This window comes from Wujia sp., from assembly GCF_056872695.1.
The window spans coordinates 72,015-87,824 of the sequence record NZ_DBMFCD010000002.1; the positions used below are offsets into that span (position 1 = coordinate 72,015).

Here is a 15,810-nt window from a genome sequence, read left to right on the forward strand (position 1 = left end):
TTATGTCCTCGCGTTTCACTTCGTCTGTCAATAATATAGCTTCCGGTATTCTGCCGGCTTCACACCGACAACCTTCATAAACTGCTGACTGAAATATTTGGCATCCTTATACCCGACACTTTCGCCGATTTCATACACCGGAATCTTCGTGTCCCGAAGCATCTGCTTTGCTTTCTCCATCCGGATTCCGAGCAGGTAGTTCGAGAAGTTCTCACCGGTTTCTTTCTTAAACAGTTCTGAGAAATAATTCGTGTTGAAGCCTATGGTGGCGGCTACATCCTCCAGCGTGATCTTCTCTGTAAAATGTTCTTTCATATAGGCGATTGCCTCCAATACCGGTTTGCGTTCGCGGTTTTCCCGTTCACTACGGCTCTCTGTGATCAAACGCTGCACCTGACGGATCACATAGTCTCTCAAATCCGCAACTGTCGACAGATTCTCCAACACCTCCTGCTGCACATCCACATCAAATGTATCTGCTATTTCCAGAATGTCATAAGTACTGCGGAGCAGCCACAATCCCATTGCATAAAATTCGCTTGCAAAAAGAGCCTTATCGCTTGCCAGCCGAAAGCACTTGTGAATCTGGTACTGACAGGCATCCGGCTGCATTGTCTCAACCGCTTTTGCGAATTCCTCATATTCATTCTGAAAGTCCTTTGGCGAAAATAGTGCGTGCGGCTCCTGACAATATTCGATTCGTCTGCCGTTTCCCTTGAAGAGCCGGCTGGCAGCCGCCTCTTTGCTCATCTCAATCGCAGTACTGATCTGTTCGAAGCTCTCGACTTCACTGCTCACCCCGACAGTAATCCTGTAATGCTGGAAGCTCTCCAGATAATCGCTCAGCTCATTGAAAAAATCCGTAATCCGGTTGTCGATATTCTCCTGCTCCGTCTGAAAATAATTTAACAGCACCTGCACGGAATGATTCGACTGCACAGCTGCAATCAGGTCGATGGTGCATGCCGAAAACGCATCCTCTGCCCTCTGCATGATCTTGCGGAGAACAAACTGCATCTGTTGTGTATTCTCTGCCACATCAATATCCCGGTCAAGCTTGAAGGTTAATCCCCGGAAGCACTTGTTCTCAAGCTGAAGCCCAAACTCCGTGTTCGCAGCATCAATATTTTCCTGCTTCTGGCTTAGTATCTGTTTGAGGAATTCTTTGTGGCGCAGATATTTACTATCCTCCAGCTTTTTCTCAATCTGATTCACCTGTTGCTGCTTATCCTCACGTTGTTCTTCTTCCGCGACGATTTTCTGCAGCTGCCTGTTCAGCTCATCCTCATCAATCGGCTTGAGCAGATAATCTTCCACACCATATTTCAATGCTTTCTGCGCATAGTCAAAGTATTTATATCCACTGACAACTATAAAATGGCATTTCACACCCTGCTCGGATGCCTTCTGGATCATTTCCAATCCTGTCAACATCGGCATCCGGATATCCGTGATCACGATATCCGGCGATTCGGACAAGATCTTCTCATACGCCGTCTGTCCGTCTGTCACAAGTCCAATACAAGTCAGTCCCAGCTGATCCCACTGTATCAATCGTTTCACAAGCTGTCCCACTTTTATCTCATCATCTGCAATTAATACCTTTCGCATTCTGTTCATGTTACTCACCTCTGTATGTACCGTCTTATGCTATCTTATACTATCTCGTACCATTGTTTGCTAAGGTTAGTTTATCATGATTCATACTTTGGAACTATCTGCTTTTTGTTATTTTTAACATACTTTTTTACATGTTTTGTTCCGTAATGTCACGATATATTTCATGCATTCCTCCGGTTTGATCGTATCCCCTGTGTGCAAAAGAACCTGGAAGTCTTACACTTTCAGGTTCTTTCCCTTTTACTGTACACTAAACGTATACATCGTATTACTCTGCAAACTTAACGAATTCTCAAACGCTTTCCGTGTCACCTTTACCTCTTCACCAAGCACTGGATCATAATACCGGATATGCGTTGAATTGTAGCTGATTACAAGCACATATCTACCATCATCGATACATGCTGCAAACGGGATATCCCGATCTAAGAAATACAATGCGGTCGACAGACTGATGCCGGAGATATTGATGCCGACCCCGTTCGTGTAATCCTCGAACACCTTCTCGAACGTTCCACTCGCGATTGCATCGGGCAGTTCCAATGCACCACCTGCATACTCTGCACACATGTATGCACAGGTAAGTAATGACTGGTTCACATCCGGATTTGATGTCTCTTTGATTTCATCCGCAACTGTATTATAACTGTCTGCTGCCAGACACCGGTAAATCGTATTTCCGCTGCTATCCACAACAAGACCTGCCTCATCATCTACCACACGTGTAATCGCACTTCCAGCAGTCTCATATTCACCTGTATATCCGGTATTATCAAACACATAATAAGCACCGTCACGTGTCTGTGTCTCTACCCGCATATCCTTGTAAACTTCTGATTTTCCATATTTCGTCTTACGATAGCTTACTGTATCCGCCAGATAGAAATTCGACGGAAATACAATATCCAGAATACTCCATGCATAACTGTCATACGTCGTATCCGTCGTAATCATCTTGTTATTTTCCTCTTTCTTGTAGGATATATAATCCTGTTCAATCTCCTCGAAAAACTGATTTTGTTTGCGCGCACGTGTCAGGTAAATCGTATCGTCCCCAACGGATGCGTTCATGATATACACGCCGTCCTTGGTATAATCCTTCTTCTGTCCACCATCATTCCCCATAATGAACAGCTCATATAATGGCAATATAGCCTGTCCATCGGAAGTCATGATTACATCCGCACTATGTGCACAACCGTAAATCAGATCATTTTCCACGAATCCGAGGGTCAACAGCAGATCACCATCTGCACAGGTTTTCTCATACGTCTCTCCCGTCTCAAAATTCCGAATCGTGATTGCCGTCACATTCTCGTCCTCAGCCGCATTCGGATAAGCAACCAGCTTCCGATTTGCAGATACTAGGTACTTGGCAGAAGGAATCCCCTCCACCAGCGCAGTCTGTGTCATATCAGCAAGGGATACCTCATACAGGGTTTCATCCAACAGATAATAAAACTTATTCGTCTGCGCATTGTAATAAGTAAACCTCCCGGTTTCCTTTTTCATGATGTCGTAACTCTCATCACATTCTACGAAGAAAAGCTCCTGTGTTGTCATGTTCTCCGTCGAATAGTAATAAAGTGACATACCGTTTTTGCCTTCATGTTCGCCACGATTCATATATCCGTATACAACAAAGTAGATATTTCCATCCGCATCCATATCCGCAATATTGATATCCAGGTTTGTATTAAGCGTCCGCGCATCCGAATAACTGTCCTGCGGATAGCTGAATATATTCGTCAGAGAACTTTCATTATAACGATACATCCAGAGTTGTCCCAGACGGACAAATGCAATCGTCGTGTAATCTGCGGTTGCCACATATTCCGCTGGTTCATTTGTGACACCCATGCTGATGCTGTTTTTGTCCTTGCTGATGTAACCGCTGTCGAAGAAGCTTTCCTGATACCGGTCAAACGCAAGCAGATCCACCGTCTCCGCACTGCGGTCATAAGTGGCGTTATAGTACTCGTCCACCTGATAATAATGACTTTTCTTGTTATTCATGGACTCCACGACATAGGACATATGCACGACAGCGTACTCGTTGTCAATCTCCGTGATTGTTGGCGTCACACCTGTTACAACAACCGGCGTCAGTCCGCCCCAGGTAATCTGCTCATAGGTAGCATTTAAGTCCACATGCGCCAGACTCGAGGTTGTTCCCGCCTTATCGGTCTTCAGATTATCGAATACGATATTTCCCTCGGACTCATTCACTTCCTTGACAAATGTCGTATCATGAAAATTCATGGCATAGTCTACGATTGCTTTTGCATGCTGTTCCGGCAGATTTACTACCCGGTTATAATACCGCACCTCTGTGCCATCCGCCGCTGTAATAATAAACACAAATACATATTCCCGGTTTTGCTGCATGTCCATCCGGAAATTCACGTCATATTTCTTGCGTCCATTCTCAACGCTTCCGGAAACTGCATCACCGCGTTCCACCAAGGAATCACCTGCAATGCTTCGCAGTTCATAGGTAAATGTCTCGCCATATTTTGCTTCATTATCAACGAGAACCGTCACACCATGATTGTTGTTTAGCGGCACAATTCCATCCCGCATCAGGCTTGTCGACATCGTCTGCGTATATCCGCAGGTACGATTTATAACCTTACCCTCAAATTCGAGATACACATATGGAAGTGTCGGCTCTTCCAGTTCCCTTGAAACGCGGTTCAGACCTCTGTTATTGAATTGATTTACCAAAAAGGCTGTGCCCACCGCAACCGCAATGAACACGAGCGCCTTTATCAAAAACCGTTTCATGTTTAGTAATATTTTCTCCTTTTACGGTATCTGCACCGGCGAATGTAAAATTCGTGGCAGACCATAATTTCAATCATATGCAGCAATGTCTCATCTGCATCCTTATAGCTGATCTTGTCATAGATTTTCTTTGCAATCGAAAACATAGCTACCTTGTCTGGATAAACTGCAAACATCGGACTTCCTTCATATTCCAGCCGGTCGCAGGCATCCTCCACCATGACCAGAATCAGCTTTGCACGCATCGGATACATCGCACGCAGATATGCCCGGTCTTCCTCTAGTTCCTGTTCATCCACAACCATGAGCTCCGGAGCACGAAACTTATGCACATACATCTCATCGATTTCTTTCATGGAATCCTCACATACAAAATGACATAAATAGACAATCAGTTTTGAGGCTGATTGTCTATCTGTTTTTCTTATTTTATGCATTAGAACCATTTTTTGTGCATGTGAATCTGTATCTCCTACTCATCACCAAAGGAGATGCCAAGACGTTTTGCATATTTCACAACGCTGTCATCCGGTGATACATATTTCAGCTTTCCTGCGGACTCTTCCATCGGAATCGCCGTCACCTCATTGTTACGCATAACAACAAGCTTGCCGAAATCTTTGTTTTTGATCAGTTCCACTGCCTCTGCTCCAAACAGGCTTGAGATCACACGATCATAAGGATCCGGACTTCCGCCCCGCTGCGTATGTCCCGGAACAGTCACACGGATATCCATACCTGAATATTCCTTGATCTTATCAGCTACTTCATAAGCAACAGATGGGTATTTCTCAGCTGCTGCTGCAACCGCTGCCTTGCGTTCTTTCTTTGGTAATGCCGCAACTTCCTTGGAGATAGCACCCTCTGCGACAGCAAGGATCGAGAATCCTTTCCCTTGCTTTGTTCTTCTGTCAAGTGCCTCACATACCTTGGCAATATCATATGGAATCTCCGGAATCAGGATGATATCTGCACCGGATGCAATACCTGCATGCAGTGTGATCCAGCCTACCTTGTGTCCCATAACCTCTACGATAAATACACGGTTATGGGAACATGCAGTCGTATGAATACAGTCAATTGCCTGCGTTGCCACATCAACAGCACTCTGGAATCCGAATGTCATATCCGTGCCCCAGATATCATTGTCGATCGTCTTTGGAAGTCCGATTACATTCAAACCTTCCTGTGACAGGCGGTTTGCTGTCTTCTGGGAACCATTTCCACCAAGAACAACGAGTGCATCCAGCTTCAGCTTGTTATAATTCTTCTTCATCTCCTCAACCTTGTTCAGGCCTTCCGGAGTCGGCTCGTCAATCATCTTGAATGGCTGACGGGAACTGCCAAGAATCGTACCACCCTTCGTCAGAATTCCTGAGAAATCAGACGGCTTCATCTTTACATAATTGCCATAAATCAATCCCTTGTAGCCTTCTAAAAAGCCATATACTTCCACATCTTCAAACGTGTTATACAACCCCTTTGCGACGCCACGCATCGTCGCATTTAATGCCTGACAGTCACCGCCACTTGTCAACATTCCTATTCTCTTCATTATGCAGCCTCCTTAATATATATTCCCGCTGTCCGGCAATCCTACCTGAGCGGTTCCCCGGATTTATCCGTAATCTTTTTTTCTCCCGGTAAATCCATTTACAAAACAGTTCGTCCTTCCAATGCCCGAAGTAACGTCACTTCGTCGATACATTCCAAATCTCCGCCAACCGGAACACCACTTGCGATTCTTGTAACTTTTATACCGGATGGCTTGACCAGTTTAGATATATACATCGCAGTCGCCTCACCCTCCACGCTGGAATTTGTCGCGATAATCAGTTCTTCTACATCCTCCTGTTCCAGCCGCAGGATCAGTTCCTTCAGCCGGATATCTCCGGTTCCAATTCCCATCGCCGGATTGATCACACCATTTAATACATGGTAGACACCCTGATACTGTCCCACACGCTCATACGCTGCCAGATCTCTCGGTGTTTCAACAACCATAATCAGCTTGTGGTTCCGCTTCGGTGATGCGCACACCGGACATAATTCCTGATCGGTAATCGTATAGCAGGATTTGCAATACCGGATATTCTTTTTTGCATCTGTGATTGCTGCCGACAGGCTTTCCACCTGTTCTTCCGGCATATTGATAATATGGAACGCCAACCGCTGTGCGGTCTTTCCACCGATGCCGGGAAGTCTTCCGAGTTCACCGATCAGCCGGTTTACTTTCTCTCCATAAATATCCATTAGAACGGCAAACCTCCGCCCAATCCACCGGTAATCTTACCCATGGAATTCTTCTGATCCTCATCCTGCATACGGATGGCTTCATTCATAGCTGCCATGATCAGATCTTCCAGCATCTCGATGTCATCCTTATCAACAACTTCTTCATCCAGATGAACCGCTGTCACTTCTTTCTTGCCGTTGATCTTTACCTTGACAACACCGCCGCCCGCAGCTGCCTCATATTCTTTTTCTTCAAGTGCTTTGGTGGTCTCTTCCATCTGCTTCTGCATCTTCTGTGCCTGCTTCATCAGATTATTCATATTGCCGGGCATCATACCCATTCCACCATATCCACCTCTTTTTGCCATCTTTATATCCTCCTGATTTCTTATTCTTATATTCATACACGGTTTCCCATGCGTACTACCTTTTTATATGATTTGGACTCGCCAGATTAAAAGCTTACTCATGCATTTCGATGTCATCAAATACAATCCGGCTCAAATCCCAGTCTTTCTGCAATTCATGCACTTCTTCCCTGCCATCAATCTTGCGGAATGTCACACGTACCTTACACTGTGCCATATCGGTAAGCTGCTCACTCAGTTCGTCCAGCTTGTCCTGACTGGCGAAATAGGAAATCGCCAGATCATTGTCCGGTGTATCTGCCACAACAAGCTCCAGCGCACCAGATTCTCTTCCTGCAACAAGCGATGCCTGTCTATAATAATGCTGCACCAGTCTCGGTCCACGCTTGCCAATCGTCTTCCACGCTTTCGCAATCAGAAGCAGATCCTCATATTCTGCCTGCGGATATTTCTCCCGCAGATTCTGTTTGATATGCTCAGATGAATCGCCTGTCTGCGGTATCATCGGCTGTTGCGCCATCCCTGCACCTTCCGCAGTCGGCTGTGCAACCGTCATAACGACCGGATGCGCCTGCTGCTCTTTGAGCAGTTCTTTTGTCTCTGCCAACTGCTGTTCCAACAACTCAATCCGCTGATTCATTCCCTCGACATCATATCGCATTTCCGGCTTACAAAGCTTTATGATCGCAATCTCCAGCATCACCCTTTTTGATGTAGTATACGAGATTTTTGCCGCCGCATCCTGTAATACATAGATCGCATGCATCAGTGCATCTTCCTGTGCATCCTGTGCAAGCGCAATCATCCGCTCTTTCGTCTCCTGATTTACTTCCATCGTCATGGCCGGGTCGATGGACAGCACCAGAATATTCCGTAAGAATCCTGTGAATTCATTCACCAGCTGCATGAGGTCTTTCCCCTGCCAGATTGCTTCATCAATGATTTTCAATGCACCAATGACATCGCGTTTTTTGAGATATTCAAATAACCGGATATAGACTTCCACATCCACAGCACCAATTGCATCCAGCACCTTATCCAGTGTAAGCTCTTCCCCCAGATGGTAAGAAATACACTGTTCCAGAATACTCAGACCATCTCGCATGGAACCATCTGCGGCACGCGCCACATATTCGACCGCTTCTCTTGTTGCCGCGATTTTCTCTCGTTCCAGAAGCTCCTGCAGACGATCTGCAATCACCTCCAATGGAATCCGATGGAAATCATACCTCTGGCAACGGGATAAAATCGTAGCCGGAATCTTGTGTGACTCCGTGGTTGCCAGGATAAAAATAACATAAGACGGCGGTTCCTCCAGCGTCTTCAAAAGTGCATTGTATGCCGCATCACGGAGCATATGCACCTCATCTATAATATAGACCAGATATTTTCCGGTCGACGGAGAATAATTCACCGAATCCGTGATCTGTCTGATATTATCCACACCATTGTTACTTGCAGCATCGACCTCGATTACATTCATCGCTGCCCCCGCCGCAATCGCTTTACAGCTGCTACATTCATTACATGGGCTTCCATTGATCGGATGCTCACAATTGACCGCCTTTGCCATCAGCTTCGCCGTCGTTGTCTTTCCGGTACCTCTGGTTCCACAGAACAGATACGCATGTCCCACCCGATCATGCACAATCTGGTTTCGGATCGTCGTCACAATATGTTCCTGTCCTTTGATCTCCTCAAACGCGTCCGGTCTCCACTTCCGGTACAATGCCATATATGACATAAACTGCCTCCAACTCTATATATGGAAAATCTGATCCAGCATCCGAAGTGTTTTGAAATTACCTTTCGCCGTTATCTCACCGGACATAAAGCCCTTCTGGAAGCTGTTCTTACCTGCTAAGATATTGCGCAGCATCGTACTCGATGCTTTCAGCTTCACATCGGCTTCCACATCAGAGCCATACTCACACTGCAAGACTTTCCCTACACGTATCACTAAATTCTTCCCCATATCCGGTACTATGATCACATAGCTTGCCGCAAATCCGCCCTCCGGATGGAAGTTCTCATAAAATCCTTCAACAATATCGTCCTCGTAAACACTCGGCGGCTCCGGCGTTTCCTCCTCGTCTCCAAGCATCTGCTTGAACATCGCAGCGAGTTCCTCAATATCCTCTTTCTGCTTCTTCACATATCCGTCATCTGCCACGAACTTGGAAAGCTGCTCACTCTCCTGTGGTGTCAGATTGATATTATTCTGTTTAATCAGCGTGTTCTTTACCGCTGTATTACTCGTCGGCAGCTTCCTCGTCTTTTTATTGATCAGGCGGTAAAAGTCCTCTGCTTTTTTCTCGATCAGATCCAGATACTGGCTTTCCTGCTCCAGCACATCCGTCGAATCGACATATGTTGCAATCCCCGGTTCAGAAATACCTCCCAGCACATCCCATGCCTTGCGCAGTGACAGCTCCGCATCCTGTTCGCCGTACGCCGTCGCAACCACAACCGGCATCATATACAGAGACGCAATCTTCTCCTTGTCACCATACAGCCAGCACATGTCCAGAAACTGCTGCATATAGCCGCCAATGCCGAACCATTCCAGACTCGCAGCCAGAATCACGCCATCGCAATCCTTCAACGTGTTCGGAAGTGTTGCAATCCCCGACTTATCCTCATACATATTATATCTTGTGACTTCTACCCGAAGCTCCTGCAGAACCTGAATGATTTTCTCCACTACAAAGAGTGTTGGATCCTCCAGCAATCCCCGGCCTCCGTAATACACATTTACCTTCACTGTAACACCTCATGTATTCACTGCCATTTTTTCTTTCGCATGCTACAAAAACATACATTATTACTATACCAAAAACAGGGGGTAAATACAATAATTGCGAGGAAAAAAGCAAATAGAAAAATCTGCACCGTTTTCAATCTGGAAAATGATGCAGATTTTTCTATTCAATATCATCTCATCTTTATGCTTCTGTTTTTTCATCCATAGGACTGCCTGACGCCGTATCATCAATCAGTCCATCTGAATGTTTTCGTATCTCTCGATTCAGTTCTCTGACTTCTTCGATTGTCTGGCATTTGTCCGTGGCCGTCGTTATCAACCACGTAATAAATTGTAATTGCTTATTCGTCACTTCTTCTACCATACCTGTCACCTCCGACAAGCCTTTTCTCTGATTTTTCCATCTCACTATGTTCAAACAGAGAAAGTACTTCATTGATCTTCAAGCACGCTTCGTGAACATAGTATACCACATTCATTTGCTTTTACATAGTTTTTTCTTACGCAACAAAAAACTCCTCATTTGCAAGTCCCACCACATCGCCCTTCTCTAATTTCTGCTCTGTCATCGCCGGGATGCGCTTTGCATTGATATATGTTCCATTGGTAGAGTTCTGATCCTCGATATATAACCCGTCCGGACGGCAGAACAGCCGGACATGCACGCGACTGATCTGTGTCGTCGAAACACGGTAATCCGACGACTTGTCCCTTCCTATGGTGAGCGATGTTTTATCCAGCGGTATACGAAATGGTTCAAGTGCACCATTTGTCAACGGCACCAGCTTCATAATTTCTTTTTTCGCAACTGTCGGCGTCTGCGGAGATACGGATGCATAATCTATATTATATTTTTCCGGCAGGCTGGCTTCCGAACGAATATCCTTCCTATCTCTTCCATATTGCAGCTGATATTCCTGCATCGCAGTATCCGGTTCTTCCTCTCCGGTTTTATCGCGTACTGTCATGATTGCAAGTATGATCAATGTTAAAAGCCAGATGATTCCAAAAATCGCTGTCCCTGTCGTCCCATCAAAAAATAAATACTTGATAATCAATGCCAGTGCAGCGCCTCCTGCTAATGCATACAATAAAAAACGTTTGGAAAATATAGAATCTACATCTTCCCGCTTTATCTGCTGTACAATTACTGTCTTTTCTTCTGCACATTCTTTTTTGTCTGTCTGTTTCGAGATATCTGCCTCATCTTGTTCGTCCGGATCCACGCATTTCACATCCGTATCTGTTCTCTCATTCAGCAAAGCCAGAAAATCTGTCATATCACACCAATCATCTGCCAGAATCCTGTGACATTCGTATAAGAACAGTTCCCCTTCCCGATCCAGGTGATCAAACCGTGGCATCAGATACCCCAAAAAGACAGCCAGCTGTTCCCTTAATGGTTTTTCGTATCCCGGTACACACAACATGCGTATTGCCTCCTTTTCCCGATGAAAAAACAGATATTCTATACGTATAACCAGATCTGATGCATCCAGTAGATACTCCTCCAACATCTTTGCCTGCTGCATAATCTGATTCAATAAAGAACGTAATTGATGTCCGTCCATCGTTTTTTGCTGTAAATATGCCTGCATACTATAGCATCCCTTTGTATTATGTGATAACCAGACTTCACCATCGGTACAAATCATGGTCGATGCCAGAATATACGGAAATTCATTTTCCACCAACATCTTGACCTGATACATTCTGCCCTGTTCTTCAAGCATCTGCATCGTTCCTATCTTTGCATCCATATAATGGTAAATTCCCTTATTCCCAAACAATATTTCCATACACCTGCCACCTTCTGAGCCGACTGCTGCATACGTCCACTTCCGTAACAAAGACATGTCCTTCTTTTTCATAACAATAATTTCTGTTGGAAATTCCCGCATACGATGCTCCTGCACCTGTTTTTTCCTTTGTATCCTCTATTTTTTCCTGTAACCCGGAGTTTTCCTCATATGTATAAATCACACTATACCCATCCTGCTGTACCAGTCCATCCCGGACCGTATCTAAAAACAACATAATTACCATAACAAGCACGCCAAATATAATCGGCATAATCAGGCTTAATTCCACCACAGAGCTACCTTTATTTCCCATCTCATAACCTCCTCCTGTAACAATATTCATTTTCTATTTCCACATCGCGAACATGCACCGAGCCCGGTTACCTCACTTTTCTTCTTTCGATACACTGTCCGTGTTAACCCGCTGCATCGCAGACTGCTATGATAACAATCACCATCCTCTGTCACATACACCTGTTCCCCCCGGAGTTCCTTTCCACAAAATGCACACGCAGCATACCCATCCGCTTTCGCTTCCTGTAGGGAACTCATCCGGATATCAAGTGTCAAATAGCTGCAGCTACGTGTCACATGGTACACCGACTGCCTGTCTGTCACGTATACATACGCATCCTTTCCGCTTTCGGCTTCAGAATCCGTATCTGTCCAGACCGCCCCCGTATATGCCCGTTTCCGTATTGTAAAAGTCCGTGGCCCCAGATACTTCAGTTCATAGCTCGTTCTAAGAACGACATAATCCTCTTCGTCCATAGTGCTTCCGGGAAAGCACACCCCGGATTCTCCATATTTTACATATTGTTCCACAGTCTTTTTCTCATCAATATACCGTGGAAACCGCAAGTATGCGACAGCTGCATCACAGACACCTGCGCTGGCTGTTTCGGACATATATTCAACCGTCTCTGCTGCCGCCTCATAAACCTGTACCTCTGCCAGCACACTCTGGAAACATAAAAACAGACGGAGCATCGCCAGAAGAAACACCGGTATCACAAGTGAAGCCTCCACCGATGCACTTCCTGTATTTCTTCTTTGTTTCATAAAACACCCCTTTCATATTGCTTTCCGAAGATTCCTCAGGCTACACGAGAAATAAGATTCAATTATTGCTTTGGCCAGCACCCGGAGAGGTTTTTATTCTAATTTCACTCATCCTGAGGAATCCTCTGAAACCAATACGAAAGGTTTTCTATCTAACTAATACGATGCCTGTTGGTGATACCGAAATACATATCCATCAAAGGTACTTTCAAAATCTGCCTCAAATCCAACCGCGCCGTGTAATATCCGAAAATCCGGTTCCTCCTGCATTGTATTTATCTGCATCAGATCCAGCATTCTGTCCGTCACGCCTTCCATACTCATTGCCTGCAAAACAGACAAATACGCCTGATAATCCAATCCATTCTCTGCATCCTCTGTCTGTTTCGACAGACTCTCGCTGATGTGGTCAATATCTGTGATCCAATTTGACTGATTTTTTGTGAATGCGGCTTTCTTTCCATCGAACAAAACGCGGACATCTGCAATAGATTCAATATACGCCCAGCATCCAGCCAGAAAATATTTGAGTGCCGGGATCAAATAAGGTGCAGCGCCGGCAATCGCGGTTGCCAGTTCCGTCAATCGTTCCATTTTATCAGGCTGTTTACACAGACCAATATAATTGATTGGATAACGTATCCCGATCATGCGATGCGCAACTGACCTTAGATTTTCATAATCAGATGCTTTGCCCGCAATCAGATATTCCTGTTCATACGCAAGCACCGCTGTATCGTTTTTCTCTTCCCTGTAACAGTTAAAGACCTGTTCTATATATGCAAGCTGTATTCCTGTATCAGCCAGTGAGTCCTGCCAGGAACCAAGCGCTGTTAATCCCTCAAACAAAGAAACCATGTTGTCAAATTTTCGATTGACTTCTTTGTAGTTGGTAAAAAAACCTCCCAACCGTAAACTTGGAGCATCCGACAGCGTAATCGATGCATCGGACACCGTTTTATCATCCGGAAGCACAAGATTCAGAATCACACTGCTGGACAATTTCTTTGTATAGTCACGCGGATCATCCGCAGCCAGCTGCGCCACTGGATTTTCTTCCAGATCGGAGCCAGCTCCTTCCTGCTCTCCTGTATTTCCGGTATCTGCATATTCCGTTTCCGACTCCGCATGTTCCATGTCCTCCTTTAAATCCTCCGGCAATGTTCCATCCTGTCCACCTGTTTTTTCCTTAATCTTATCAACACCTGCCTGCACACCTTTTTCTGCTATTGCATAGGTCATATATTCCTGCATCTGCTCCTTTAACGGAGCATACGATTGATCCGTAAGCATCAAAAAATCTGTAATCACAACCCGTATATCCGAATAAGCATCTCCGAGTTTCTCCGAAAACGCCTGTTCCAGCCACTCTTCCAGATACGCTTCTCCGTTTCCACCTGCTGTCTTATCAAAAAGGAGAATATGATAATGTTCAAATATGTAGCGGTTATAACAGGCTTTGACATCCGACATGGAAAGGCGGGTGGCAATTACGTCTTTTGACCGTGCTGCACTGAGTACGACAACCTGTAGCACAAGTGTGATCAATATCAGCATTACCGCAGTAATCAGACTGATAAACACGACAATTCTTCCCTTATTATTCATACTCTCCTCCTGTTTTTCTAAGAATATACTTTCTTTGCGTCCTTATTGATCGTCAACCATATCGTTTCGACAAGTGCAGATATCTGCTCCTTGAAAATCAGAACCATTGCAACAAGTACGACGATAATCAGGATTACTTCCACAACACCCATTCCGTCTTCCTCCTGCAAAAACCGTTTCCACGCACCCATAAATCCCACTTCCTTTCTACAATCCGACGAGTGCTGGATATACAATCATAATCATGACAAGAATCAACAGTACAACCATCGGAAATAACAGCTTTGTCGATGCCTCCTCTCCTTTTTTCTTTGCAAGCTCACGTCTTTTTTGAAGTGCAAGCTGCATCTCCTGTTCCATCAGATTTCGAAGGTCCTTTGTTCCCATACGAATATGCTGGCTCAGATGCTGGAACATCTGATAATATTCCGGCAGCTCCAGCCGCTGCCCCAGTTGTTCGTACACCCAGCTTTCTTCGCTTCCCGTATCTAACTGGTGCATTGCATACTCCAACTCTTTTTTTAACAATATATCCCCTTTCATTTCCGATGCGATTTTCCGAATTCCCATTTGTACTGTCATTCCTGCCCCAAGCAACAACCACAGGCGATTCACAAAAGATGGATATTGATCGATCAGCGCACTGTTTCTTTTTCTTCGTTCTTCCTTCCATCTTGCATACATCATAACCGGCAGCAACGCTGCCAATACAATACCAAATGCAACCCATGTCATTGCACGTTCCTTTGTCTGTCTCTTTACCGATACCCCAACTTCTCCCAGTTGTTCCGGAATTGTCAGTTTCTCGTCTGTTCTTGTCTCTTTTTCGATCTGCTGAAGTGTTTCCTCTGCCCGTTCTACCGCATCTTTCCCACGCATATCCTGAACCACGCATACAGAAAAGCTATGTTCCATCGTATATGTCCGATACGATATCTCCACTGTCAAGGGCACAACAATTGTTCCTTTCACTTCCTCCAAATATACCTTTCCATAAGAAGAGAGCACCGTCGGATTATCCGATCTCCATGTATAGGCAAATACACCTGCTTCATCCTCACTCGGCAAATTCAGAGAACAACTTACATGCTCTAAATCCGGATTATCCCCCAGAATTTTGGACTCCAGAATGTCGAGCTGCATGTGTGCCTCCTGATAAAATTGATCTTCCGTATATTCTCTTGGTTCAATTTCCATCATATATGTATATTCCTTGTCATCGACCGATAGCCGGATGTCTTCTGTTTTCACTTCCCCATCATAATCATCACGTTCTAAAACGTGCATATCCGTTTTTCCAGATTGCCTCGTATCGTTCCACAACACTACCTCTGCAATACAGGTACTGACAAATAAAATCATAATTGATATGGATATCATTTGCTGCATACGTTTTCGTATCAACAGCTCCGCTTCTTTTTTTGTTATTACCCGTATTTTTTGCACTTCCTCCCGGATATGCATCAACCCCTTAAGCTTCTCTGCTTTATATTTGCTGAAATGAATTCTTGACAGGATTGCCAGACATGCAAGCAACACCTGTATCAAAATACACATCTTCATT

The 15,810-nt window shown here is 44.9% G+C and carries 15 protein-coding genes; all 15 read right to left on the reverse strand.

Annotation, left to right across the window (positions count from 1 at the left end; translation table 11 throughout):
* Positions 1–27: 27 nt before the first annotated feature.
* Complete coding sequence (locus tag ACZQK9_RS02975; RefSeq protein WP_483269560.1) at positions 28–1,620, reverse strand: response regulator transcription factor; 1,593 nt, start codon at positions 1,618–1,620, stop codon at positions 28–30.
* 240 nt (positions 1,621–1,860) lie between these two features.
* Positions 1,861–4,407, reverse strand: coding sequence for a hypothetical protein (locus ACZQK9_RS02980; RefSeq protein WP_216507867.1), 2,547 nt, complete (start codon positions 4,405–4,407; stop codon positions 1,861–1,863).
* A 2-nt stretch (positions 4,408–4,409) separates the two neighbouring features.
* Complete coding sequence (locus ACZQK9_RS02985) at positions 4,410–4,763, reverse strand: hypothetical protein (RefSeq protein WP_178017754.1); 354 nt, start codon at positions 4,761–4,763, stop codon at positions 4,410–4,412.
* A gap of 116 nt (positions 4,764–4,879) precedes the next feature.
* The gene (locus ACZQK9_RS02990) at positions 4,880–5,962 is read right to left on the reverse strand and encodes a 6-phosphofructokinase (RefSeq protein ID WP_483269561.1); all 1,083 of its coding nucleotides are present in this window, start codon (positions 5,960–5,962) and stop codon (positions 4,880–4,882) included.
* 98 nt (positions 5,963–6,060) lie between these two features.
* Positions 6,061–6,660 (reverse strand): recombination mediator RecR, encoded by a 600-nt coding sequence (gene recR, locus ACZQK9_RS02995; protein WP_178017756.1) that lies wholly within the window; start codon positions 6,658–6,660, stop codon positions 6,061–6,063.
* Positions 6,660–7,010, reverse strand: a complete 351-nt coding sequence (locus ACZQK9_RS03000) for a YbaB/EbfC family nucleoid-associated protein (RefSeq protein WP_216507866.1) — start codon at positions 7,008–7,010, stop codon at positions 6,660–6,662. The genes recR and ACZQK9_RS03000 overlap by 1 nt, the downstream gene beginning before the upstream one ends.
* A gap of 94 nt (positions 7,011–7,104) precedes the next feature.
* Entirely contained in the window at positions 7,105–8,754 is a 1,650-nt protein-coding gene (gene dnaX, locus ACZQK9_RS03005; protein WP_483269562.1) for a DNA polymerase III subunit gamma/tau, read from the reverse strand.
* A gap of 15 nt (positions 8,755–8,769) precedes the next feature.
* Positions 8,770–9,774, reverse strand: coding sequence for an SCP2 sterol-binding domain-containing protein (locus ACZQK9_RS03010; protein WP_178017759.1), 1,005 nt, complete (start codon positions 9,772–9,774; stop codon positions 8,770–8,772).
* Between the two features lie 181 nt (positions 9,775–9,955).
* Positions 9,956–10,138 (reverse strand): hypothetical protein, encoded by a 183-nt coding sequence (locus ACZQK9_RS03015; protein ID WP_483269563.1) that lies wholly within the window; start codon positions 10,136–10,138, stop codon positions 9,956–9,958.
* Between the two features lie 136 nt (positions 10,139–10,274).
* Positions 10,275–11,573 carry a DUF6382 domain-containing protein gene (locus ACZQK9_RS03020; RefSeq protein WP_483269564.1) on the reverse strand — a complete coding sequence of 433 codons (1,299 nt, stop codon included), beginning with the start codon at positions 11,571–11,573 and terminating at the stop codon, positions 10,275–10,277.
* The gene (locus tag ACZQK9_RS03025; RefSeq protein WP_178017762.1) at positions 11,551–11,889 is read right to left on the reverse strand and encodes a hypothetical protein; all 339 of its coding nucleotides are present in this window, start codon (positions 11,887–11,889) and stop codon (positions 11,551–11,553) included. The genes ACZQK9_RS03020 and ACZQK9_RS03025 overlap by 23 nt, the downstream gene beginning before the upstream one ends.
* A 26-nt stretch (positions 11,890–11,915) precedes the next feature.
* The gene (locus tag ACZQK9_RS03030) at positions 11,916–12,638 is read right to left on the reverse strand and encodes a TadE family protein (RefSeq protein WP_178017763.1); all 723 of its coding nucleotides are present in this window, start codon (positions 12,636–12,638) and stop codon (positions 11,916–11,918) included.
* Positions 12,639–12,794: 156 nt separating this feature from the next.
* On the reverse strand, positions 12,795–14,246 hold the full coding sequence (locus ACZQK9_RS03035) for a DUF5702 domain-containing protein (protein WP_483269565.1): 1,452 nt from the start codon (positions 14,244–14,246) through the stop codon (positions 12,795–12,797).
* Positions 14,247–14,263: 17 nt separating this feature from the next.
* Positions 14,264–14,437, reverse strand: a complete 174-nt coding sequence (locus ACZQK9_RS03040) for a Flp1 family type IVb pilin (protein WP_483269566.1) — start codon at positions 14,435–14,437, stop codon at positions 14,264–14,266.
* A 16-nt stretch (positions 14,438–14,453) separates the two neighbouring features.
* Positions 14,454–15,809: a type II secretion system F family protein gene (locus ACZQK9_RS03045; protein WP_483269567.1), complete on the reverse strand. Its 1,356-nt coding sequence runs from the start codon at positions 15,807–15,809 to the stop codon at positions 14,454–14,456.
* Position 15,810: the final 1 nt, after the last annotated feature.

What these genes read in the sequence shown, in the direction of transcription:
- ACZQK9_RS02975 (WP_483269560.1), bottom strand. Translation starts at nt 1,620, where the DNA reads ATGAACAGAATGCGAAAGGTATTAATTGCAGATGATGAGATAAAAGTG.
- ACZQK9_RS02980 (WP_216507867.1), bottom strand. Translation starts at nt 4,407, where the DNA reads ATGAAACGGTTTTTGATAAAGGCGCTCGTGTTCATTGCGGTTGCGGTG.
- ACZQK9_RS02985 (WP_178017754.1), bottom strand. Translation starts at nt 4,763, where the DNA reads ATGAAAGAAATCGATGAGATGTATGTGCATAAGTTTCGTGCTCCGGAG.
- ACZQK9_RS02990 (WP_483269561.1), bottom strand. Translation starts at nt 5,962, where the DNA reads ATGAAGAGAATAGGAATGTTGACAAGTGGCGGTGACTGTCAGGCATTA.
- recR (WP_178017756.1), bottom strand. Translation starts at nt 6,660, where the DNA reads ATGGATATTTATGGAGAGAAAGTAAACCGGCTGATCGGTGAACTCGGA.
- ACZQK9_RS03000 (WP_216507866.1), bottom strand. Translation starts at nt 7,010, where the DNA reads ATGGCAAAAAGAGGTGGATATGGTGGAATGGGTATGATGCCCGGCAAT.
- dnaX (WP_483269562.1), bottom strand. Translation starts at nt 8,754, where the DNA reads ATGTCATATATGGCATTGTACCGGAAGTGGAGACCGGACGCGTTTGAG.
- ACZQK9_RS03015 (WP_483269563.1), bottom strand. Translation starts at nt 10,138, where the DNA reads ATGGTAGAAGAAGTGACGAATAAGCAATTACAATTTATTACGTGGTTG.
- ACZQK9_RS03020 (WP_483269564.1), bottom strand. Translation starts at nt 11,573, where the DNA reads ATGGAAATATTGTTTGGGAATAAGGGAATTTACCATTATATGGATGCA.
- ACZQK9_RS03025 (WP_178017762.1), bottom strand. Translation starts at nt 11,889, where the DNA reads ATGGGAAATAAAGGTAGCTCTGTGGTGGAATTAAGCCTGATTATGCCG.
- ACZQK9_RS03030 (WP_178017763.1), bottom strand. Translation starts at nt 12,638, where the DNA reads ATGAAACAAAGAAGAAATACAGGAAGTGCATCGGTGGAGGCTTCACTT.
- ACZQK9_RS03035 (WP_483269565.1), bottom strand. Translation starts at nt 14,246, where the DNA reads ATGAATAATAAGGGAAGAATTGTCGTGTTTATCAGTCTGATTACTGCG.
- ACZQK9_RS03040 (WP_483269566.1), bottom strand. Translation starts at nt 14,437, where the DNA reads ATGGGTGCGTGGAAACGGTTTTTGCAGGAGGAAGACGGAATGGGTGTT.
- ACZQK9_RS03045 (WP_483269567.1), bottom strand. Translation starts at nt 15,809, where the DNA reads ATGAAGATGTGTATTTTGATACAGGTGTTGCTTGCATGTCTGGCAATC.